Origin of the sequence: Sporotomaculum syntrophicum, from assembly GCF_009932395.1 — a bacterium.
In the GTDB taxonomy this organism is placed as follows: Bacteria; Bacillota; Desulfotomaculia; order Desulfotomaculales; family Desulfallaceae; genus Sporotomaculum; species Sporotomaculum syntrophicum.
The window spans coordinates 1-20,832 of sequence record NZ_LSRS01000005.1; the positions used below are offsets into that span (position 1 = coordinate 1).

Genomic DNA, 20,832 nt, shown 5'->3' on the forward strand with positions numbered 1-20,832 from the left:
GATATTGCGGAATCTATACGTTTTAATATGTGATTCTCCGGTATTATATGGTATAATTCAGTGTAAAAGCTGCCTTGTTTAAAGGTGGTTTCAACTAGCATAAAAAGCATCCCCCGGTATATTTTGTTATGGTGACTTAATTATACTATAGGTGGGGATGCTTTTTGTGTTTTATATGGACTTTTTCAGTGGTCTCGAACCGTCCCCTTGTGTCTCATTTCTTATAACGGAAGCTTTACTGTAAATGTAGTACTCTCTGGATTGCTTGCCACAGAGATTGTACCGTCGTGAGCCTTGACAATTTCTTGGGCGATTGCCAAACCCAGCCCTGCTCCACCGGTGTTTGTGGAACGTGCAGAATCTAATCGATAAAACTTTTCAAAAATAGTATCAAGCTTTGACTGCGGGATTGGATTTCCCTGATTAGTAAAAGTTATAACAATATTTTTATCCTGCTGTTTAGCAGAAATGTCAATGACGCTGCTTTCATAGCTATAGGCTAACGCATTTTTCAGAATGTTATTGAACACCCGGGCCAGTTTGTCGGCATCTCCCCACAGAGTGAGGCCGTCAGGCACATTGACGGACACCTGCTTTTCTTGTGGAGTCAGCATTGGGTAGAATTCATCTGCCATCTGCTGAAGCATGAACAGTAAATTGATTTTTTCTTTATTCAAAACAATCGTTTGAAGATTAAATCTTGTGATCTCAAAAAACTCATTTATAAGCTGCTCTAATCGATAAGCTTTTTCCAGAGTAATACCGACATATTTCGCCTTCTGTTCAGGAGGCATATCAGGAGCTTCATCCAGAAGACTTAAGTATCCAATAACAGAGGTCAGAGGTGTTTTTATATCATGAGCCAAGTAAACTACCAAATCATTTTTACGCTGCTCCGCATCAAGTGCAGCTTTTTTTTGTTTTTCCAAGTTGTTTTTTATCTGATTAAGCTTAATTTCCATAAAATCCAATTCCGGTGATAATATAATTTCATTATCGGATTCCTCAGCAAGTTTATCCATTCCAGCGCTGATTTCATCAAAATATTTTGTGAACCAAGAAATAGAAAATCGAAAAAGGATAACTAAAAATATCAGGATTACAACAAAAATAATCATGTCAATATTGTTGCGAATCACCAACTGATAGATTATCAGTGCTTCGGAATAATTAAAATGAAAAGTGTTGACTAAAAATTGAACGATACGATCTCCGATCTGTCCACGCAGGATGTAGCGCAATAGATATACAGTCACAGCGGCGGCAACTGTAATCAAAAGCATTTGAAAAAATACTTTTCCTTTTAATTTTGTATAGTCATTCCTTCTTTTATCGCTCTTACTTTTCAATTTTGTAGCCAATCCCCCATACCGTTTTGATATATTTAGGGTGCTCCGCGCTGTCATGCATTTTTTCCCTTAAATGCCTGATATGAACCATTACCGTATTATTGTTGTTAGTGAAATACTTATCTCCCCATACCTTATGGAACAATTCTTCCGAACTTACCACCCGTCCGCGATTGGAGCAAAGGACCCAAAGAATGGAAAACTCAGTAGGAGTGAGAGATAGCTTTTTCTCATTCAGCGTACACTCATGGTTATCCATGTCCAATACCAAGCCGGAAAAGGCAATCAAGTGTTCTTCTTGGTTTGGCTCCGCAGAATTATATTTGGTAAATCTCCGGAGCTGTGCCTTTACACGGGCAACAAGTTCCAAAGGGCGAAATGGTTTAGTGATATAGTCGTCCGCACCTAATGTCAGGCCGGTAATCTTGTCGATTTCTTCTTCTTTGGCTGTCAGCATGATAACCGGGAAATTATGCTTTTCCCGGATTTGCTGACAGATTGAAAAACCGTCTATATCGGGAAGCATGACATCCAAAATGGCGAGGTCTAGTTTTTCATTTTCAATACAATTAAGGGCATCCTTGCCGTTATAAAATTTAAAGATATTATAGTTCTCATTTTTCAGATAAACTTCAACCAAATCGGCAATAGCTTGTTCATCATCAACTATTAAAATATTTGCAGCCAAAAGCGTCATCTTCTTTCTTTTTTGTATATATTCCCATAATTATAATACTGCGAAGCAGAAATCCATTTTATAGCTTTTTACTTATTAAAATCTTAAGATTTTCTAAACACGAGGGAGCGGTTCCCTCGTGTCAAATGAAAGATTAACGCAATTAATGGGGTAATGGAGCAATATACCGATGGTTAAATTTGAAAACGTACCTAAGAGATATTATAGAGATTAAGCCGTGGATAACGTAGTTTTGAACTTTCCGGCGGGAAGGTGACAGGCTTAATTGGTCCCTCATGACCACCGATGAGGTATCGGAGATAGAACCACTTCCAGTTATGGTTGTAGCTATTCGAGATGACCATGTGCTGAAAATAGAAGAAATAGATAATAAAAGGGAGAGCACAATGTTAGTTTGGTGGAGTGGATGAAAAAAGTTTTGTGTAGTCTTCTAAAGCATCGCACTATTCAGCCTATCATAAAGCCGCCTGGTCTGCTCCGGATCTTTAAAATTAATGATGATGTAGCTTTCTTTAGTTTTGATATATATAAAGGGGCCTTTAGATGAGCCTGTAAAAAGTTTGCCCGTACCCAGCTCTTCCAGCTTTAAGTTCCCTTTCAGGGTCTCGCCAAAGTTAAAGCCGTTTGTTTTCAGTTTTACCGGTGGAATCTGGTTCAGCAGCTGGACATCTTTTATTTCATCCCTGCTTAATTCCGTGCCGTACATACCGCTGATTTTAAGGCTGTTTTCCCCCACGGTAATTTCCGGGGCCCTGGCACCCGTGAAAATGACCACACTTGCAATGACTAGGACCAGCAGCGAGATGGCCAGGGCAACGATAGTTTTTGTTTTGTTATTGTCACCGGCGTTGTACCGCAGGGCTCGGACGACGATGACTGCTGAAGCGACCAATACCAGTATCCAGGAGGTAGCTGCGGCCATTTCCAGACCGAAATATTGTAATACAGCTCCCGCTGCGAATATCCCCGCCAGGAAAAACAGGCTGTTCCCCATGAATTCGCCCAGACCTTTTTTTATCATTTCCTGTTGCTTCTGGGGGGATGAGGTGTTGTAACCGGAAATAAGCCAGTACCATTTAAATTTTTTTATAGCTATCCCTAAAAAAGCCAGCAGCCCTGCCGTTAATCCAATGACCAGGTAATACATACTCATGCATCCTCACGTTGTTTTTCCGGCGTCTTCTGGCCAGGCAGGCGTCCCGCCCGGCGGGTCGCTTCCCGCAGCAAGTATTCAATATGCGCGTTGACACTGCGCAGTTCATCGGCTGCCCAGCGCTCAAGTGCTTCATATAGCTTTGGGTCGATTCTTAAGGGAAAATTTTTTCTGGAAGTCATGATATTTTCCTTTAATATAAACTACCCGTGTTAATCACCGGCTGGGCAGCCCGGTCGGAAACAATGGCCACCATTAAATTGTTGATCATGGCCACTTTGCGCTCCTCATCCAGCTCCACAATGCCTTCCTGCTGGAGTTGGGCAATGGCCATTTGAGCCATGCCCACAGCGCCCTCGACGATCTTTTGCCGGGCAGCCACAATGGCCGCGGCTTGTTGACGCTGCAGCATGGCACTGGCGATTTCAGTGGCGTAGGCTAAATGGGTTAGCCGGGCTTCCATTACCTCAACTCCCGCCACCGACAGCCGAGCCTGCAATTCCCGCCCCAGCTCGCCGGCCACTTCTTCGGAATTACCCCGCAGTGAATAGCCCTCTTCCTCGAAGGTGTCATAAGGGTATTTGGTGGCTACATGGCGCAGTGCGGTTTCACTTTGTATTTCCACAAATTCCTCATAATCATCAACGTCAAAAACTGCTCTGGCGGAATCAACCACTTTGAAAACCACTACGGCGGCGATCTCTACCGGATTGCCATCCACATCGTTGACCTTTAAAGTTTTACTGTTAAAATTACGCACCCGCAAAGAAACCTTTTTGCGCGTGGACAGGGGTAAAGTCATCCAGATGCCGCTATCCCGTACGCTGCCCATGTAGCGCCCGAAAAATGTCAGCACCTTGGCCTGGTTTGGCTGTACAACGGTAATACCGGAGAACAACAAAATAGACACGATAAGTAAAAGTATGCCGGTTATAATTGAGCCGCTGACAAGCAGAAAAACCGCTGTTATGGTAAGTAGAAGTGTTATGGCCAGGGCTAGAAAACCGTTTAACATCCAGGTCTTTTTCTCTTTCATGAATAGCGCTCCTCTCTTTGTGATTTTATTTTGATGTATGTATGATATCATATTTGGGGTTTTGTGTAAATGATCTATCATACTGGGGAAACTTACCGGTTCCTCCTTTGAACATTACTACAAAAGAAACTATAAAATAGACTGTTGTTATAAGCTTTAGAGGAGGATTATTAAAAAATGACACATTCCATAAGACGGCGTACCCCTAATTTGAACCAGTAATTGAATACGGTCAAAAGCTCTGTTTGTATATGCAGAGAAATGGGAGCAGTCTATCCTTTTTAATAATCTTCGTTTCAAATACAAGCATGTGATGTGAAGAAAGGCGGAGCGTTCTGTCATTCTTTTTTGTATAACCCCCTTTTTTGCTTTGGCAAAAGGGTTTATTTCGGGACAGCTATCGGCGCTTAAACCTAAAAAGGTCGGTTATACTTCCTATACTCTGAATCACAGGCATATTGACTGTGGTTTTTATTTTCTTTTTAAAGTCGCGCAATCGAAGCCAACCATATTTATACGAGGAGGAATCTTTATGTATATCGTCTTCATGTAATCCTCCCTAATTAAATCGAAGAGTTTCTCTGCGAACAGGTAAACGAAAACATGTGATTTTAGACAGGAGGAAGAAAAATGGCATCATTAATCAAAGCGAAAGATGTTTATGTGGATAACCGGAAGTGACATTTTTAATATTATGTAAAATTTTTCATGTCCTCTAAGTAGCATAATAATGTAATTAGAATACTATATGGTAATCTTGGAGTAGGGTAGAAATGAATGGATGAGGACAAAATCTTACCGGTGAAAGTGTCCCAAAATTGTTATCGATAATGGACTATGCCAGGTTATGTGAAAAGGAGGTGTACCATAATGACAACGGAAATACAAAGCATGATGTCACAGTTTAGGCCGGGTTTTTGTCAACCGGATTGTGTTGAACAAGATTGCCCGAGCTTTACCTGTCCGCCGCCAGGAATAATACCACTAAGAAGAGGCGATTTTATTGCGGAATCAATAAGCAATAACTTATTCTGGCTGCGCATAATGATGGAACATGCACTTTTTATGCGGTTGGGATTTGCATGTGTAAATATAGATTTAATTAACGAAGCCCAACAATACGAACAAGCATACACAAGACAGCTAAACCAAGCAAGGGCGGTTGCCAGCGCCCCAACAGAACAAAGTGTAAGGGCATTAAACCAGGAGAGTATAGAACTCACCCAATCTTTTGCCTGTTTTAAAACCATGGTATTAGATAGGATTCTCACCTGTGGTCCGGCCAAAATAGGTGGTTACAATTTTCCATTGCTAATTGACCATATCAGAAGGGAAGCCGTTGCCTTTGTAAGCAGATTAGAAGCACTACAAACAGGAAGAGTAGAACCGTTAGCTTTAACGATTGTTAGAGACCAAACCTTCTGGCATAGAATTATGGCTGACCATGCCAAATTTATAGTGCATTTACTTGACCCCTCGGAAAGAGGGTTTGTCGATCAAGCTAACTCTTTTAGCGTGTTGTTTGATAACAAAAGGTTCCAGGCACTTGATTTAAAATCAATGTTAGAACCCAACTTTGCTATTTATCCTATTTTGAAGAGGTTCACCAGGGATAGTTTACAAGCGGCCATGCAAATTAGGGATTTTAAAGCCGCCGTTACAGAACTAATTGCTGAGTGCGAACTCCTCAGTGTTATTCCTGAATTATTAGCAGACCATGTAAGACGCGAAGCTGAGAGGTTTGTTGAAACAATGCAACAAAGGTTACATGAATTGTCTCAAGTTTAATAATTAGAACTAGAAGGATTTTCCTTCTTCATAGGATTAAAAAATAGGCCTTCTTACTCTGGTATAGTTAAATAGTTGCTTGAAATCTCAACAGAAATTCCTTCTATATTTTTTTTGTAGAAGGAATTTTTCAAAGTTCATTAGTTCCTGGAAGAGAGCAAATATATCTGCAAATAATAATACATCCAGAAAGATTAGCATTGACATGGTAAATATTAAACAACGTTTAAAATAATTTGTAAATCAAAATATTACTGCCTAGTTAAAAGGGAGTAGCTGGTTAGATGAAGTCAGCATACTGGATATTATCCTGGCTTCATCGTTGGTATAAAAACCAATAGGCGAGACTATTGACGCAGCTCAGTCATATTGAACTATGTTAAAAGTCTCGTTTATTTTTTATATATTTTTCTTGCAGAGGGGCTTAAAAAAATGGTAGTTTACCTTAGGGCTGCATTAATGGTGGTTCTTGCCTAAATGGGTGATAAAACCTATCTGCTGGTTATTGCGATGGCAACACGTTTTCCGGCAAGGCCCGGCGAGAACAATGCTATCCATCAGCTTAGCAAACTGTAACTATATAAATGAAACCGGCTGTGTTTTTTTTGTAATGTATAAAGGAAATTGTGACCATTTAGCGAATTATTACACTATCAGTTGGTGCCGGCATCTATGTAGATGCTGGCTATTTTATTAGCAATTATAATGGCTATCAATGGAGGTGACTAAATAAATGAGCATGTATGACAGGGATTGGTACAGAGAGTCTTTGCAAGAACAAAGACAGGCAGAAGCTGATAAACAAAAGAGATATAAAATAGGATGCTGGATTGCTTTTATCGCTATTGTACTGATTGTCTTGATGAATGATAGATATTTTAAAATATCTCCGGTCAGGGACGCAATGCCAAACAGCTACGCATCTTTCTTGAATCAAATAGATTCATGTAAAAGCGAGTTAATCCCCGTTGCTGAAGCAATATCTGAACAGCATAGAATACCTTATGAAGCACGGGATATAGGCACATATAGAAATATGTTAATTAAAGGCATTAGTTTATGTGATAAAGCCCATGATTCTTTGGCAAGTTTAAAGCCACCAAATGAATTTGTCCAGCTAACCTACTTAGCATTAAAAGATGTAGATAATTTGAAGATGGCTTGGTCTTCATATTTGGAATATTCATATTCAAATGATATAGAAAATCTTAATGTAGGGAATAGTTTTTTGGAACAGTCAAATGTAGCCCGTAAAAGTTACCAAAATGAGCTTGTTCAGTGTTTAGAAGACTGCAAGTTTAGGTATGAGATATTGGAAAATGGCATAGTGCGGTATTGGTATTCTCCAGGTTTATATAATGATGATGCGGAAGAGTTTGTAAAAAATATTGATAGCAGTTTTTAATGGCGAAGAATGCTTTTTTTACGCAGTCTCTATGATTAGAAGTTACTAGTGTGAAATTACACAAGTCCTAAGTATTTATATGTCACACAGATAAAATGGAATTTGGCAGTGAGATTATAAAACCAACACGAAGGAGCAGAAAATGGATTTTGATATAGACACTTGGATAAAGGGATATTTAGATAAACTGAAATCTCTGTTCGGTTCTCGTCTTCTGTTTGTCGGGCTTCAGGGAAGTTATGCTCGGGGCGAAGCAACGGACAGCAGCGACATTGATGCAGTTGTCATACTCAACTATGCGACTCCGGGAGATCTTAAAGCATACAGTGCTATGCTGGACACACTTCCGAACAGGGAGAAAGTGTGTGGGTTTATCTCCGGTAGGCAGGAATTAATAAATTGGGAACGTTCCGAGCTGTTCCAGTTCTATCATGACACCACGCCGGTTTTCGGTAGCATTGATTTTCTACTGCCGCTGATCGGTAAGGAGGATATCCACCGTGCTATCCGGATCGGGGCCTGTAACATCTATCACATGTGTGGCCACAACATGGTGCATGAGAAAGATGCGGAGATATTGAAAGCTCTTTATAAATCAGCCGCCTTCATCGTGCAGGCAATCTATTATGACCAAACGGGAATCTACATAAAGCAAAAGGCCGAGCTTATCCCCGTGCTGCAACCACAGGAACGGGAGATTTTGAAGACCGGCATTATGTTTATGAAACAGCCGAATATGGAGCAGACTGAGTTTGAACGACTCTCTGAACTGCTGTTCAATTGGGCAGCGGGGTTGATTATCAAGTATAAAACCGAGTTAAATTGAGCGAAGAACAGGAATTTGACGAGCGTTTTAAAGTTCGAGTTAGCCATATATTATAATTAATATTAATAGATAACGTGAAGTAAATGAGGGTTAAATATGAAGAAACAAATTGTGCTTGGAGCGTTTGTTTTTTTATTTATTACAAACATAATATTTATTAGCACAACTGTATTTTATAAAACAAAAATTGATGAACAAGTATTCAAAGTTTATTCATTTGAAGCAGAAAGCACAGATATAAAGATAAACGATGGGCTTGTTATTATATTACCTAATAAGCAAATAGTTAATGGAGGGAAGATGCAGTATGTAGGGAATAAACAAGAAAATATACAGTCCTATTCGAAGACTATTTATTTAAATAAACAGGGGAATAAGGAAATAGTATTATCTAATGCTGTATCAGTTGCAGGTGCAAGTGATGGAACAGCGTTTTCTGATGTATTTTTGTTAAATAAGAATATAGGGGAAATAAGTTCAGAGAAACTGTTTAGTCCAGATGATATAAATATCATCAACGACAACCTCTACTTTTCCCTGGATTATTCAACAATTAATAGAGAGAAAGGAAACATTACAATAAAACTAAATGTAAAAGAATTTAATTGCTAGACCCACTGACAATTGTTATAAGAAACGACACTAAGCTTTCAGCTGGTTGAACGTTTAAACGGTTACCTTCGTGTAACTAGGGTGAAAGAGGATAAAAGTTCACTGGTTACCACCAGTTTGAAGAAATAGTGAAGTCATTCGCTAAGGCCGCTTGCAGCCACTGCCGAGAATTAAGAGAAAATGATTATTTGAACATATAGAACAGAAGTCCGGCGAGAGAGCGGGTTGGATGTTATTATAAAATGAACTGTTTCAGCAGGGAATGGATTTTGACATGAATAAAGCAGGTGATAGATTTGTATAAGAATATATTGACAAAAAAATTTTTCAAAGACAATCTGGTGAAGGACCTGACTGTCCAACAATTTGTATATGCTCAGATTGAAACCCCTGAATTGTCCCAAATTGCATCAGATCTTGTACGGAGGTTCGATAATAGGGCAGATGAAGAAAGAGAAAGGCTGCTTCGTGAAAGCGATCCTGATATACTCCTTAAGATGTTACGAGGTAAGAGCGATCCTATAAATCACCATATAGTTTTTCAAAAAGTTTTGGAGCAAGAGGAAGTAATCATCCCAAGAATATTAGGCATGCTTAAAACAAGTCTCAATGTTGTGTTCATAGAAAATGCGGTCAAAATACTCGCTAATACCGGTAAGGATTATTTAGAAGATCTGCTGAAAATTCTTGATGAAATAAGGTCACCATACGCACTATCACTTACTTGTATTACGCTTGGATTTATTGCCGATGAAGACGCAATTCCGGTATTGCTGAAAAAATACAACGAATTAAAAAATCTTTATCCGGGAGAAACCTACGAGCAGGGGCCTCTTTACGGCTTAATTAAACTGAACGAGAGGTTTTATAATTAATGTCGGATACTTCTGCAGAAAAAGGTGATTTTGAGGATATTCCTGCCACTACTGTTTTCACTAGCTATTGTTCAACAGTTGACACTTTTTTGACCAGTAGCCGATGTTTTTTATTTAGCTTCATAAATACTGCCGCGGCTTGACCTTGAATTAGAAAGGCTAAAGAAACCATCAAAGCTGCATTAGTCCCAAAGGCAGCTGCGGCCAGGCCGATAGAAATGGATAGATTACGTAGGACAGTAGAAAATACAAGGCTTAGACTATCTTTTTCGTCAAACAGCTTTCGCCCTACTAGTATAGCTATTAAATAATTGATTACATAAAAAACCAATTGAACTGTGAAAGCCACTACAATCATATCGAGTTGGGAAGCTATTCTTGGCGAGTTCATACTGATACTAATGAAAATAATCGGTATTATTCCCCAGGCACTAGCCGCCGGCAAATAAGGTTTTATTTGTTGCTGAAAAAATTCCGTCGAAAACCTTTGCATTAGATAACGGTAAGTTAGTATGCCCAGAAGCATGGGCACCAAGATTAGCAGGGCTATCGTTTTAAGCGTGAATAAAATGTCCACCGGCACATACCTGCCCACCATCAGGTAAAGATACCATGGCGCAAGTAAAGAGCCAAGCAGCAAGCCAAGGGTAGTCGCCTTTATGGAAGCGGTGACATTTCCTTGGGCAAGCATGGTAAAGGCAATGGTCATATTACTGGTCGGCAACAAAGCGGTGATTGCCAAGCCGGCAAAAAGTTGAGGATCATTTAATAAGAATTGCGTACCAAGCAGATAAGCAAATACCGGAATCAGCAAAAAGTTTAATAGCATTACCGTGGCTAGAAGTTTTCCATTGGATATACTCAAAATTTCTTGAATTTTAAATCCGATCATGGTTGGATAAATCATCATAAATATAATGGGTGGGAGCAACTGTTTTAATGGGGTTGTATCTATCCACAGGCCAACTAAAAATCCTGAAATTAAGGCCGTCAGGATGGCGGATGAAATATTTTTCGAGGGCCAAAAAAATAATTGCTTGGCCAAGCCGGTTTTGGCTTGCTGCATTAATGATGACCTCGCTTTCGAACTGCCGGATGTTTTTATTTAATGTTAAACCAGACCGGCAAAATTGGAAAGCCCTTCTTGTTGAATTAACAATTTCTAAACAGCCCGGCAGTCAATGTCATACTTAACGAAGTGAAGTATCTTAGGTTAAGATACTTCACTTCGTTAAGTATGACATGAAGTTTAGTATGAAATAAGTTCCCGGCTTCGGAATTATAATTTTGACTGACAGGATTTCGACAATAACCGTCGAAATTAGTAAATACTATAATTGCATATCATGTCTTCGAGCTTGGCCTCCTGTAGTGTTTGCTATGGATACCAAGCCGATAGGCTCAACTGGAAACGGTTGGACCTCCCGTGCGGAAAGAAGATTTAGTTCACTAATTAATTGTGACGATTTGCTTTGCGCAGGTCGTCTTTTTTATGTCCACTTTTAGGATATATTTATTGCCTTGCCCAGCCAAAGATTGAGTAGGGGGATTATTGTTTTGTTCAAGCTTGAGAATGTAACTCTATCCTTCGATAACCTGAAGGTTTTAACTGATTTTAATTTAGCCAGCCAGGGACATGAGTTTATTAGCATATTAGGCCCATCAGGTGTAGGCAAAACCTGCATATTGAATATTTTAGCCGGGTTACTAAAACCGCAGGCCGGTCTGGTTAGTGTAACAAGTTTACGTACAGGTTACGTATTTCAAGAACCGAGATTAATACCCTGGTGTACGGTTGAGGAAAACATGACCCTGGGGCTATATGGGTTAAAGATAACCAAGGCGGAAAGAACCGCGCGAATCAACAAGCTATTGGACAAATTAAGCCTGAATAATTTTGCCCGCTATTACCCCGGACAGTTAAGCGGCGGTATGAAACAGCGGGTAGCCCTCGGGCGTGCATTTGCGGTAGAACCGGATTTACTGCTGATGGATGAACCCTTCAGTTCTCTGGATGAGAACCTCAGGCAGGCTATGCGGGAATTGTTGAAAAGCTTGATTCAGTGGAATCCATGTGCGACGGTCTTTGTAACTCATGATGTAAGGGAGGCGATACAACTTGCAGACCGGATAATTGTATTAAAGGGTCGACCCTGCCAAATTGTCCGGGAAATTAATGTGGATGCCGGCCAGAGCGGCGAAGAAAGTTATCAAAAAAACCTGGCGGAAATAATTCTTCAAGAATCCTTATGATGAGGAGGTATTTTTAATGCAGAAAAAAATTGTCTCACTGGTATTGCTAATTGCGCTGCTTTTTGTGTTAGGTGGCTGTGAGGGAACAAAAAATACTAACCCAACTACAACTTCTGCCGACACAGCTGCCAAAGCAGAGTTAATCGTTGGTTCAGCGCCGGGACCGGCAAGCTACCCACTGGCTTATATGGCTCAAGACAATGCTAACTTAGTGGTCAAGCCCTGGAAAACTTATGACCAGCTACTGGCGATGATCACTGCCAAACAGGTTAACTTATCCAGTACACCGATTACCAATGCCATTATAGCTTATAACAAGGGGTTTAATGTAAAACTGGTTAACGTTTCTGTATGGGGTATGCTTTATGTAATTAGCTCCGATGCTTCTATCAAGGATTTAAGTGCATTAAAGGGTAAGGAGATTGCTGTCACCGGACAGGGTGGCATACATGACCTGGTTTTCCGCCACCTGCTTATCCAGCAAGGGATCAATCCGGATACCGACCTGCGTATTACCTACCTGGATTTACCCGAATCGTCAGCTAAATTAATTTCTGGAGAAATCAGCTACGCACTGTTAAATGAGCCTAATTCCAGTATGGCTATCTTAAACGCTAAAAAGTCAGGAAAGCAACTTTACCGGGCAATTGACCTGGCGCAGGTATGGCAAAAACTACCTGGTCAGGAAAGCAACCGGATTCCTCAAGCCGGATACATCATGATGGCAGATGCAGGAATAACCGATGAAGAAGTAACTGAATTTGTCGCTAGTTTCGAAACCGCAGCCAAGTGGATCAATGAACATCCAGTAGATGCAGGCCCGCTGGTGGAAAAACAAAATGAGTTCATGAAAGCCACAGCGGTTACAGAGTCGCTAAAATTTGCCCGCTTACAGCCTGAAATGGCTGCAGATTGTCGCGATGAAGTAGAAGCCTTCTTTAACGAACTAACTAAAACAGCACCAGCTCAAGCGTTGGGAGGCAAATTACCAGATGCCGAATTCTACTTCCAAAAATGATTTAGCATTTCGCTATTCTCTGCTTGGCGTATTACTAATCGTCATTGGTTGGCAGTTGATATCGTTATTTTATAACCAAGTCATTTTCCCTTCGCCGGCTGAGACTATTCAGGCTTTGCTGAGTATCATGATCAGCGGAGAAGTGCTAGATAATTTAATAACCACCTTCCAACGCCAGATTGTTGGCTTAACTTTTGGGGTAACGCTTGGGATTATTTGTGGCATAGTAGCCGGGCTCAACCGTAAGGTTGAGCTCATTTGCCAGCCTTTTATCTATACTTTATTATCCGTCCCGGCCATTGTATTTGTGGTCATGGCTATGGTCTGGTTTGGTATGGGAACCACTATGGCAATATTTCTGGTGACCTTGCTGGTGTACCCAACCATGTATATGAATACGCTGGAGGGCTTCAAATCCATTGACCGGTCTTTGCTGGAAATGAAGCAGGTGTATAAGTTACCGGCCTGGATAACGATTAAAAAAATATATCTGCCCGGCTTAACCAATTCGTTAGTGGCGGGCTTTTCCTTGAGTGCTACCGCTTCAGTGCGTTTAACTATCATGGCGGAGTTAATCGGAGCTAGGGAGGGGATTGGACAGAAAATTGCGGTCTCAAGAGCCTATTTGGAGACCGAAAGGCTCTTCGCCTGGGTGCTGGTGCTGCTTATGATCATTATTTTCCTTGAATTTGTAATTATAAGGCCGCTTAATGCATTTTCAGCACGCTGGAAACAGAACTACCAATAATTATCCGCAAGGTCTAGAAAGGATGATTGTAGTGACTGATAATTCAAGTATTATATTGAACCCGATTGGTATAGTTCGATCCGGGGTAGAGTCACCCGGCGAGGTGCCCATTACCGGCAAACCTGCAGAGGTGGAAGTTTTTTCCCAATATAGCCAGGCTTTATTAAGAATAGAAGCAAACTCACACCTTTGGCTTTTGCTGTGGTTTCATCAAGCTGAGCGTAATAAACTTACCAAAGTGCCGGCCAGGGTAAACCCCTTTCTGCCCGAATATGGAGTATTTGGTTTACGAGCGCCTCATCGCCCGAATCCCATCGCTTTAAGTTTAGTCCACCTGGACTCAGTGGAGGGGAACATTCTCAAGGTGAGCGGGTTGGATGCTATCGATGGGACACCGGTGCTGGACATAAAATCTTATTATGAACAAGACATTGTTTTTTCGCCTAAAACCCCTTATATTAGTGCTTTTGATCCTATCATGCGCCGAAATATATTTTTTAAAGAAGCGTTGGCCCACCATCAGGAGGCGTGTCCGGAATTATACCTGGCGGTGCGTATGGCTATGGTAGCGGACGAATATATGGGTCACTTGAACACGCCGGATTTGACCCTAACCGTAATTGGCTCAGCTTGCCTGGCGGATACTTTGCAGGGATTGAGCCGGGCCAGATTAGCTAACCCGCCTAGATTTCGCTATGAGAAAAGCAAGGCGGTAAACCAGAGCATTTGGCAGAGGTCAGGCCAACGCTTAACTCTTACAGCGCGACAGAAATTAAATGCGGAGTCCTACCAGAATCTCTCTGATGAGGACCTGTTTATTATTGAACTAACCAAACATGAAGAAGAAGGAGCGGAAATTGATGCTTGATCAGGATGCATGGGCAAAAACGGTTGCTTTTCATGGGCATATCTGCCCTGGTATAGTAGTTGGATTTCGCGCTAGTATGAAGGTGCTTGAGCTGCTCGGCTGTCCGGGCAAGCTTATCGGGGAAAGTCACTTCGCCATAGTGGAAAACGATGTTTGCGGAGTGGATGGAGTGCAGCTGATTACCGGCTGCACACTGGGAAATGACAGCCTAATCATTGAAAACCAGGGTAAATTCGCCTTTGCCTGGGTGGATAAAAAGACCGGGGAAGGCTACAGGCTGCTCCTCAAGGTGCCGGTTTGGCTGTCCAATGAACCCATCGAATTGCACCAAAAGGTTAAGCTGGGGACGGCCATAGCAGAGGAAAAGTCACAGTTCATCTCATTAAGGAACCAGCGTGGGTTAGACATAATGGCCCTGTCAGACGCAGAGCTGTTCCAGATCGAAGCAATAGTAAGAAAAATCCCCGGCAAGCCTCGCTTGCACCCCTTTATCCAATGTGCCAGGTGTCACGAATATTTTATGGCACCATGGGTTCATACCATTGATAATGAGACTGTCTGTTCAGGATGTGCAACTGCATTAGTACAGGCTTAGCTATCATAAAACTAGCATGCTCCTCAAAGAGATTATGTCTCTAGGGGAGCATTTTAATTAATCATCATCATTTACATCGGTGCCAATTTAACTGCACCTGCGCCGGCCAGTATATGGCCGAGTGGGCCAGATTTATTTCGCTGGGATGACTAATTTTCCCTACCAGCTGCAACATCGGTTACGTCAAAGTTCTTTAACGCCATAGCACGGTCAAATCTTTTGGTTAGCTCAGGCATTTTGTCATCCTCCATCAAACTGGATCGGGGCCTGCAACATCTATCACATGTGTGGCACAACATGGTGCATGAGAAAGACGCGGAGATATTGAAAGCTCTTTATAAATCAACCGCCTTCACCGTGCAGGCAATCTATTACGACCAAATGGGAACCTACATAAAGCAAAAGGCCGAGCTTATCCCCGTGCTGCAACTACAGGAACGGGAGATTTTGCAAACCGGCATTATGTTTATGAAACAGCCGAATATGGCGAAGACTGGGTTTGAACGACTCTCTGAGCTGCTGTTCAATTGGGCAGCGGGTTTAATTATCAAGTACAAAACCGAGTTAAATTGAGCGAAGAACAGGGATTTGCCATTCCACATTGTGCAAAAGGCTTAGCTAATGACACAGGAGAACCGTCCCCTTGTGTCCCTTGTGTCTGAGCTTATTCAATATGATAAGACAGCCTTCTAGCGAATCTTCCTATGGAATTCATAAAACCAAAACCGGCAATTTTAGCAGTAACTTTGCCAAATTTACGATAGAATAGATTAAATAAAATATAAGGCACTTTTTGCTTCGGGTGATCCGGTATTCTCTTAAAAATATTTTTAAAAGAATAAAACTCTTTGTAAATCCATAAATACCCCTTTAGCAAATCTTCTTGAGTCATTTGTTTAGGGGTAAAGACAACGTTTGAAGTATTATAATGACTTAAATTAAAATCAATAATCCTTCCCTCTGCAAAGAATCTTTGATATAAAACTGTGCCGGGATAGGGCGTGAGAATATGAGATGTCATTGTTTCCACTTTGTTTTTAACCAACCAGTCTAGAGTGTTCTGAAACACTTGGGGAGAATCATAATCAAAGCCAAAGACAAGACTCGCATTTACCATGATACCCCGTTTGTGTAGCTCATCAATCAGGCTCTCATAATTTTGCCTTTTATTTTGGAACTTTTGAACACTTTGAACGGATTGCTCATTAATTGACTCGAATCCAATAAATAGGCTCTGGCAACCACTCTCATGCATTTGATCTAATAAATCAAGATGATTGATTAGATTAGCCGATACAGCGGCATTCCATTTGAGACCAAGTGGTTTAATTTCCTTTAAAAATGCTCTGGTCCAGGCGATATCACCAATTAGGTTATCGTCAATGAACATGACGTGCTTGGTTTTTAGTAGTTTTATTTCCTCAACTACATTGGCTATTGGCCGATTACGATATTGATGGTGTACATAATCGCAACTATTATAGCAGAATTCACATTTAAAGGGGCATCCACGGCTTGCAACGATGATATTGGTATAGAGGTATTTTCTAGATGGGATTAGACTCCAGCGTGGAATTGGTATTTTGCCGGGATCAGCCATGGTCATGGAATAATATTTTGGTTTTAGTTGACCGATACTTACGTCGGTAAGAATTTGAAGCCAAACATTTTCAGCTTCCCCAATACAAACAGCATCTGCAAACTGTAAGGCTTCCTCAGGATTTGCACTTACATGAATCCCGCCAACGATAACCGGTACCTTTTTCTTGCGATAATACTCGGCAATTTGATACGCTCGATTTGAGGTATCAACATTCACTGTAATGCCAATTAAATCGGGTGAATCCTCCAGGTGAAGTGGATTTGCATTTTCATCTTCAATGATAACTGAATGTTCCTTCGGAGTAAGAGCGGCTAATACCAAAAGGGACAAGGAAGGTGCCATTAAGCGTTTAAACTCTGAATCCATGGGTCTAAGACTCATTTTTGGCTGGACTAATTTTATTTTCATTTGTTAAACATCCCTACTTTTTTATCCTTCCGGTATCTTTGTCACTTCTGTATTCTAAAATATCTCCAGGCTGACATTCTAAAGCCTTACAAATCGCCTCTAGAGTAGATAATCTAATTGCTTTGGCCTTTCCATTTTTCAATATAGAAAGATTAGCCATCGTTATTCCAACCTTCTCCGATAGTTCTGTGACGCTCATTTTCCTTTTAGCCAGCATCACATCAATATTGATTATAATGGCCATGTTATTCACCTCAAACCGTTAAATCATTTTCTGATTTTATATCTATAGCATTTTGTAATAGCTTTTGAAGAACGGCAGCAAAGACTGCAACCACCATTGAAGCGAAGATTATGACCATTCCAATTAGTATGGCACCCGGTGTGTCATCTGCCTCCCCTATTAGATAGAAGAGTGGCATGCTTGCCACATACAAGATACTGATTGTTATTGCACAATTTCTTATATTTTTTAACGCAGTTACAGATAATTCCGAGAACGCTTCGTTCTTGTCAATATAGCCTAATAGTTTAAAAGCTTGATACAGAGCAAAGTAAAAAGGTATCGCTGTTGCATACAAATCGATGAAAACGAGATATTTCAAATAAGCCCAATCCGGAAACAATTCTGCTGTATAATTCGCTATCTCCGGCACCAGAAATATGCACAAAGCAAGAACTGGAAGGCCCATAAGAATAACAGCTAACTTTAAAAAGAGGGTTTCTCGTTTCATAAAAAGCACCTCACATATTATTGTTGATTTGATTTTAGCAAAAATTATATCATTTTACAATAAATATTTATCAAATTAAGTTATTTGTTTATTGTTCTAACCCACACCCATATTTTGACACAACAGTTAAAAAGGTATTCGAAACAGAGATATTTAACATATACTATCTCTGTTTTTTTGTACAAAAAAATTGTAATATTGCTGTAACATTTTCCAAAGCTCGGACACTAAATAACCAGGAGCGTTTTTTGATATGGCCATGTCAACTATAGAAAAACTTTATCAAAGTTATAGAGTATCAATTTTTCGATATCTTTACCGTATGGGCGGAGATTATCACCTGGCGGATGAATTAACCCAGGAAACCTTTTGCCGGGCATTGGTATCCCTAAAAAACTTTCGTGGTGAGTCCGCCCTGTCCACCTGGCTGTTTCGGGTGGCCTATTATGTCTACACCGGGCACCTGCGTGGCCGACCCGGAGAACGCAATTTGCCGCTGAACCATGATATTCCCGACATAGACAGTGCGGGTGATCCGGCCCGGCACCTGGAAGACGCCGAAAGCCGGCGGCTAATGCGGCTGGCCCTTGAGCAGCTGCCTGTTGATTACCGTACGGTGATTGTTCTAAGGGAACAGGAAGTACTATCTTTTGAAGAAATAGGGGACATACTGGGCAAATCCCCGGCAACGGCACGGGTAACCCTTTTCCGAGCCAGGCAAAAATTTCACCAACTATATAAACAACTAGAAGGTGATGACCATGACTAAGTATGAATGTGAAATAATTAAAGATCTTTTACCTCTTTACGCGGACGGTGTGGTAAGTAGGGCCACTTTAGAAATGGTGGAACGCCACCTGACGGAATGCGCGTCCTGTCGGCAACTGTTGAATGAAAGCACTCAGCCTGTGTTTGCGAAATCCCCTGCAGCTAAAAATTCCCCCATAACCGGCATAGATAAAGCCTGGGGGCGGCTGCGCCAGGTGGCGGCGGTTTTTATGGCCTGTATAATCATTTCCGCTTCCACCATCGCCTGGGCCTCATACCAGGCGGGGCGCAATATGGCTCTACGGGACCCTTCATTCCAACAGGCCAATGATATGGACCTCTTTACCGAAGTAAACCAGACCCAAAAGTTAGGTCCCTATACCATTACAGTGGATAAAATTTTGCTGGATTCCGCCCGGACCACCGTTTTTTACAGTGTCGACCCACAGCTGGAGGTAGATAGCAATATCCATATCAACTTATCCGACGATAAAGGTGTGCACTATGACCCACGAGGCGGCAGGGGCATACAGGGTAAATATTTTGTCTACGATCTGGAACCGGTTAATCTGGATGCCCAGAAATTAGCCCTGTCCTTTAATGACGGTGCAACGCCGGGAGAAACACAGTTTGTCATACCGGTTGACCCCACTTTAGTGGCCCAAAACACCAGGGAGATTTATCCTAACTTGAAAAAAACCATAGAGTCGGTTGAATTGGCCCTGGACCGGGCAGTGCTGGGACTTTCCGAAAGCACTATCTTCTTCCGGGTGCGCTGGCCACAGGATAATACGTCAATAGCTGGTGTAGGCATAGGGCAGGACAGTCCCATGTATACCGTTATGGGACCCAATGGGCCCACCAGCGTGGAAAGCCGGGGCAGCAGCACCCCGCCGGCACCGATGATTAAAGAATACGGCGCCTTCTTACCAGGTCACTGGGCGGATCTAATTGACGAAACCAACGGTAGAAGAATCAAGCTCAATGAAACCCGCACCCAAACCGACCCGGTAACAGGTGGTATTACAGGTACGTTCCACTTTGAACCGGCAGACCCGTCGGCCAGGGAATTAAAGCTGACTTCGCCGCCGCTGTACCTGTACCGTTTCCCGGACCAGGAACAAACAATGGAGTTCAACTGTCCCCGCCAGGGGGAACAAGCATTAAACGGAGTTTTTAGCTATGAGAACGTTACTTACAGCTTGGAGAAGGCGGTTATAGAGGATAAGCAGTTAGTTTTTTACTTTAGTTTTGAAGGGACCGGGGATAAACCGCCTCATTATTACCGCCCTGAATTTCGTATTAAAGATCAAGATCTGGAGTTTTGGCACGGGCATATCCGTATGGAATGGCTAGAACAAAATCAATTAAAGATATCTTTCCCCATGCCCGAGAACGACCGGGTTACTTTGCAGTTGAGAAGTGTGGGGGAGAGAATGCCCAAGGTAGATTTTGAACTTGATGCCGCACGTTAACCGAATTTCAAACAGGAAGGTGGAGGAAATGTCTAAACAGGATAATTCTTCCGAGCAAATAGTTTATTTACTCTACAACACAGGTTACAGATTAACCGGCAGCCACAATAGAACCCAAGAACTGTTAATGGTAGTTTTTAACACAGTAAGCGGTAATATAAATCTAAAAACAGCTTTGAAAAAACTGTGCTTAACATACAAAAATAAAGCCACAACGGGTTGGGCCCCAAATTTACCTAAAGACTTACCTGAAGCTAAAAAAAGCCCGCAAACCGAAGACAATAGTACAAACAAAATCCAAGCAGGTCTTATGACACTGCCGCCTTCAGAAAGGTTAGTACTGGTTTTGCGAGAGGTATCAGGGTTGAATTATGTTGAGATAGCTGAGGTGACCGGTATGGAAAAAATATCGGTAAACCGGTTGCTGAGTACGGGGCGGTGGGAACTGCGAAAAAAATTTGCCCCGGTCCCGGAGCAAAGCTAGCTGCCTAAAAAATATTCTGCAGCGAAGTAAGTTATAATTTTTACGTAAGTTAAATTATGAAGGGAGAAAGTACGCAAATGGGTGGTCTAATTGAATCCCTTGGTTTAAATATGACGTTTGTAGCTCAGATATTAAAT

Annotated in this window: 24 protein-coding genes and 1 riboswitch; of the genes, 15 read left to right on the forward strand and 9 right to left on the reverse strand. The window is 41.5% G+C overall.

Going from position 1 to position 20,832, the window contains the following annotated elements; all coding sequences use genetic code 11:
* Window positions 1-221: 221 nt before the first annotated feature.
* The 5 genes from vanS to SPSYN_RS10200 form a co-directional block, all read right to left on the reverse strand.
* Window positions 222-1,361 (reverse strand): vancomycin resistance histidine kinase VanS, encoded by a 1,140-nt coding sequence (gene vanS, locus SPSYN_RS10180; RefSeq protein WP_423828292.1) that lies wholly within the window; start codon window positions 1,359-1,361, stop codon window positions 222-224.
* A complete protein-coding gene (gene vanR, locus SPSYN_RS10185; protein ID WP_161822399.1) occupies window positions 1,339-2,037 on the reverse strand; it encodes a VanR-ABDEGLN family response regulator transcription factor in 699 nt (232 codons plus the stop codon). The genes vanS and vanR overlap by 23 nt, the downstream gene beginning before the upstream one ends.
* Window positions 2,038-2,476: 439 nt before the next feature.
* Window positions 2,477-3,193 (reverse strand): DUF3784 domain-containing protein, encoded by a 717-nt coding sequence (locus SPSYN_RS10190; RefSeq protein ID WP_161822400.1) that lies wholly within the window; start codon window positions 3,191-3,193, stop codon window positions 2,477-2,479.
* A 2-nt stretch (window positions 3,194-3,195) separates the two neighbouring features.
* Entirely contained in the window at window positions 3,196-3,381 is a 186-nt protein-coding gene (locus SPSYN_RS10195) for a type II toxin-antitoxin system antitoxin (RefSeq protein ID WP_161822401.1), read from the reverse strand.
* An 11-nt stretch (window positions 3,382-3,392) separates the two neighbouring features.
* A complete protein-coding gene (locus SPSYN_RS10200; protein WP_161822402.1) occupies window positions 3,393-4,235 on the reverse strand; it encodes an SPFH domain-containing protein in 843 nt (280 codons plus the stop codon).
* Window positions 4,236-5,105: 870 nt separating this feature from the next.
* Between SPSYN_RS10200 and SPSYN_RS10205 the strand changes: the two genes are divergently transcribed.
* The 6 genes from SPSYN_RS10205 (at window position 5,106) to SPSYN_RS10225 (ending at window position 9,741) form a co-directional block, all read left to right on the forward strand.
* On the forward strand, window positions 5,106-6,023 hold the full coding sequence (locus SPSYN_RS10205) for a DUF2935 domain-containing protein (RefSeq protein WP_161822403.1): 918 nt from the start codon (window positions 5,106-5,108) through the stop codon (window positions 6,021-6,023).
* Between the two features lie 477 nt (window positions 6,024-6,500).
* Entirely contained in the window at window positions 6,501-6,599 is a 99-nt protein-coding gene (locus SPSYN_RS15990; protein ID WP_161822404.1) for a TMEM165/GDT1 family protein, read from the forward strand.
* 157 nt (window positions 6,600-6,756) lie between these two features.
* Window positions 6,757-7,428, forward strand: a complete 672-nt coding sequence (locus SPSYN_RS10215; RefSeq protein ID WP_161822405.1) for a hypothetical protein — start codon at window positions 6,757-6,759, stop codon at window positions 7,426-7,428.
* Between the two features lie 142 nt (window positions 7,429-7,570).
* Window positions 7,571-8,254, forward strand: a complete 684-nt coding sequence (locus SPSYN_RS10220) for a nucleotidyltransferase domain-containing protein (RefSeq protein WP_161822406.1) — start codon at window positions 7,571-7,573, stop codon at window positions 8,252-8,254.
* Window positions 8,255-8,350: 96 nt separating this feature from the next.
* Window positions 8,351-8,866: a hypothetical protein gene (locus tag SPSYN_RS15760; RefSeq protein WP_202623828.1), complete on the forward strand. Its 516-nt coding sequence runs from the start codon at window positions 8,351-8,353 to the stop codon at window positions 8,864-8,866.
* Window positions 8,867-9,162: 296 nt separating this feature from the next.
* Window positions 9,163-9,741 carry a hypothetical protein gene (locus tag SPSYN_RS10225; RefSeq protein WP_161822407.1) on the forward strand — a complete coding sequence of 193 codons (579 nt, stop codon included), beginning with the start codon at window positions 9,163-9,165 and terminating at the stop codon, window positions 9,739-9,741.
* 64 nt (window positions 9,742-9,805) lie between these two features.
* Here SPSYN_RS10225 and SPSYN_RS10230 read toward each other — a convergent pair whose 3' ends face one another.
* Window positions 9,806-10,807 (reverse strand): arsenic resistance protein, encoded by a 1,002-nt coding sequence (locus tag SPSYN_RS10230; RefSeq protein ID WP_161822408.1) that lies wholly within the window; start codon window positions 10,805-10,807, stop codon window positions 9,806-9,808.
* Between the two features lie 272 nt (window positions 10,808-11,079).
* Window positions 11,080-11,196: riboswitch (molybdenum cofactor riboswitch) on the forward strand.
* A 102-nt stretch (window positions 11,197-11,298) separates the two neighbouring features.
* Here SPSYN_RS10230 and SPSYN_RS10235 point away from each other — a divergent pair.
* The 6 genes from SPSYN_RS10235 (at window position 11,299) to SPSYN_RS10260 (ending at window position 15,796) form a co-directional block, all read left to right on the forward strand.
* Complete coding sequence (locus tag SPSYN_RS10235; RefSeq protein ID WP_161822409.1) at window positions 11,299-11,994, forward strand: ABC transporter ATP-binding protein; 696 nt, start codon at window positions 11,299-11,301, stop codon at window positions 11,992-11,994.
* Window positions 11,995-12,010: 16 nt separating this feature from the next.
* Window positions 12,011-13,012, forward strand: a complete 1,002-nt coding sequence (locus SPSYN_RS10240) for an ABC transporter substrate-binding protein (protein WP_161822410.1) — start codon at window positions 12,011-12,013, stop codon at window positions 13,010-13,012.
* Window positions 12,987-13,760, forward strand: a complete 774-nt coding sequence (locus tag SPSYN_RS10245; RefSeq protein ID WP_161822411.1) for an ABC transporter permease — start codon at window positions 12,987-12,989, stop codon at window positions 13,758-13,760. The genes SPSYN_RS10240 and SPSYN_RS10245 overlap by 26 nt, the downstream gene beginning before the upstream one ends.
* A 22-nt stretch (window positions 13,761-13,782) precedes the next feature.
* The gene (gene tsaA / locus SPSYN_RS10250) at window positions 13,783-14,628 is read left to right on the forward strand and encodes a tRNA (N6-threonylcarbamoyladenosine(37)-N6)-methyltransferase TrmO (protein ID WP_161822412.1); all 846 of its coding nucleotides are present in this window, start codon (window positions 13,783-13,785) and stop codon (window positions 14,626-14,628) included.
* Window positions 14,621-15,223, forward strand: coding sequence for an FmdE family protein (locus SPSYN_RS10255; protein WP_161822413.1), 603 nt, complete (start codon window positions 14,621-14,623; stop codon window positions 15,221-15,223). The genes tsaA and SPSYN_RS10255 overlap by 8 nt, the downstream gene beginning before the upstream one ends.
* Window positions 15,224-15,520: 297 nt before the next feature.
* Window positions 15,521-15,796: a hypothetical protein gene (locus SPSYN_RS10260; RefSeq protein WP_161822414.1), complete on the forward strand. Its 276-nt coding sequence runs from the start codon at window positions 15,521-15,523 to the stop codon at window positions 15,794-15,796.
* A gap of 91 nt (window positions 15,797-15,887) precedes the next feature.
* Here SPSYN_RS10260 and SPSYN_RS10265 read toward each other — a convergent pair whose 3' ends face one another.
* Genes SPSYN_RS10265 through SPSYN_RS10275 form a run of 3 tightly spaced genes read right to left on the reverse strand, consistent with a single transcriptional unit; the run spans window position 15,888 to window position 17,968 of the window.
* A complete protein-coding gene (locus SPSYN_RS10265) occupies window positions 15,888-17,234 on the reverse strand; it encodes a B12-binding domain-containing radical SAM protein (RefSeq protein WP_161822415.1) in 1,347 nt (448 codons plus the stop codon).
* 13 nt (window positions 17,235-17,247) lie between these two features.
* Window positions 17,248-17,478 carry a helix-turn-helix domain-containing protein gene (locus tag SPSYN_RS10270; protein ID WP_161822416.1) on the reverse strand — a complete coding sequence of 77 codons (231 nt, stop codon included), beginning with the start codon at window positions 17,476-17,478 and terminating at the stop codon, window positions 17,248-17,250.
* A 10-nt stretch (window positions 17,479-17,488) separates the two neighbouring features.
* Window positions 17,489-17,968, reverse strand: a complete 480-nt coding sequence (locus SPSYN_RS10275) for a DUF2975 domain-containing protein (RefSeq protein ID WP_161822417.1) — start codon at window positions 17,966-17,968, stop codon at window positions 17,489-17,491.
* Between the two features lie 253 nt (window positions 17,969-18,221).
* Here SPSYN_RS10275 and SPSYN_RS10280 point away from each other — a divergent pair, with 253 nt between their 5' ends.
* From SPSYN_RS10280 to SPSYN_RS10290, 3 genes are read left to right on the forward strand one after another with little or no spacing between them, the layout of a single operon-like run.
* Window positions 18,222-18,737, forward strand: coding sequence for an RNA polymerase sigma factor (locus SPSYN_RS10280; protein WP_161822418.1), 516 nt, complete (start codon window positions 18,222-18,224; stop codon window positions 18,735-18,737).
* Complete coding sequence (locus tag SPSYN_RS10285; RefSeq protein WP_161822419.1) at window positions 18,730-20,211, forward strand: zf-HC2 domain-containing protein; 1,482 nt, start codon at window positions 18,730-18,732, stop codon at window positions 20,209-20,211. The genes SPSYN_RS10280 and SPSYN_RS10285 overlap by 8 nt, the downstream gene beginning before the upstream one ends.
* Window positions 20,212-20,239: 28 nt before the next feature.
* Entirely contained in the window at window positions 20,240-20,695 is a 456-nt protein-coding gene (locus SPSYN_RS10290; protein WP_243153016.1) for an RNA polymerase sigma factor, read from the forward strand.
* Window positions 20,696-20,832: the final 137 nt, after the last annotated feature.

Excerpts from the sequence above, each read along its gene's own strand:
- SPSYN_RS10240 (WP_161822410.1), top strand. The coding sequence starts at position 12,011 with ATGCAGAAAAAAATTGTCTCACTGGTATTGCTAATTGCGCTGCTTTTT.
- SPSYN_RS10190 (WP_161822400.1), bottom strand. The coding sequence starts at position 3,193 with ATGTATTACCTGGTCATTGGATTAACGGCAGGGCTGCTGGCTTTTTTA.
- SPSYN_RS15990 (WP_161822404.1), top strand. The coding sequence starts at position 6,501 with ATGGGTGATAAAACCTATCTGCTGGTTATTGCGATGGCAACACGTTTT.
- SPSYN_RS10260 (WP_161822414.1), top strand. The coding sequence starts at position 15,521 with ATGGTGCATGAGAAAGACGCGGAGATATTGAAAGCTCTTTATAAATCA.
- SPSYN_RS10255 (WP_161822413.1), top strand. The coding sequence starts at position 14,621 with ATGCTTGATCAGGATGCATGGGCAAAAACGGTTGCTTTTCATGGGCAT.
- SPSYN_RS10290 (WP_243153016.1), top strand. The coding sequence starts at position 20,240 with ATGTCTAAACAGGATAATTCTTCCGAGCAAATAGTTTATTTACTCTAC.
- SPSYN_RS10245 (WP_161822411.1), top strand. The coding sequence starts at position 12,987 with ATGCCGAATTCTACTTCCAAAAATGATTTAGCATTTCGCTATTCTCTG.
- SPSYN_RS10270 (WP_161822416.1), bottom strand. The coding sequence starts at position 17,478 with ATGGCCATTATAATCAATATTGATGTGATGCTGGCTAAAAGGAAAATG.
- tsaA (WP_161822412.1), top strand. The coding sequence starts at position 13,783 with ATGATTGTAGTGACTGATAATTCAAGTATTATATTGAACCCGATTGGT.
- SPSYN_RS10230 (WP_161822408.1), bottom strand. The coding sequence starts at position 10,807 with ATGCAGCAAGCCAAAACCGGCTTGGCCAAGCAATTATTTTTTTGGCCC.
- SPSYN_RS10275 (WP_161822417.1), bottom strand. The coding sequence starts at position 17,968 with ATGAAACGAGAAACCCTCTTTTTAAAGTTAGCTGTTATTCTTATGGGC.
- SPSYN_RS10215 (WP_161822405.1), top strand. The coding sequence starts at position 6,757 with ATGAGCATGTATGACAGGGATTGGTACAGAGAGTCTTTGCAAGAACAA.
- SPSYN_RS10200 (WP_161822402.1), bottom strand. The coding sequence starts at position 4,235 with ATGAAAGAGAAAAAGACCTGGATGTTAAACGGTTTTCTAGCCCTGGCC.
- SPSYN_RS15760 (WP_202623828.1), top strand. The coding sequence starts at position 8,351 with ATGAAGAAACAAATTGTGCTTGGAGCGTTTGTTTTTTTATTTATTACA.
- SPSYN_RS10285 (WP_161822419.1), top strand. The coding sequence starts at position 18,730 with ATGACTAAGTATGAATGTGAAATAATTAAAGATCTTTTACCTCTTTAC.
- SPSYN_RS10265 (WP_161822415.1), bottom strand. The coding sequence starts at position 17,234 with ATGAAAATAAAATTAGTCCAGCCAAAAATGAGTCTTAGACCCATGGAT.
- SPSYN_RS10280 (WP_161822418.1), top strand. The coding sequence starts at position 18,222 with ATGGCCATGTCAACTATAGAAAAACTTTATCAAAGTTATAGAGTATCA.
- SPSYN_RS10195 (WP_161822401.1), bottom strand. The coding sequence starts at position 3,381 with ATGACTTCCAGAAAAAATTTTCCCTTAAGAATCGACCCAAAGCTATAT.
- SPSYN_RS10220 (WP_161822406.1), top strand. The coding sequence starts at position 7,571 with ATGGATTTTGATATAGACACTTGGATAAAGGGATATTTAGATAAACTG.
- SPSYN_RS10205 (WP_161822403.1), top strand. The coding sequence starts at position 5,106 with ATGACAACGGAAATACAAAGCATGATGTCACAGTTTAGGCCGGGTTTT.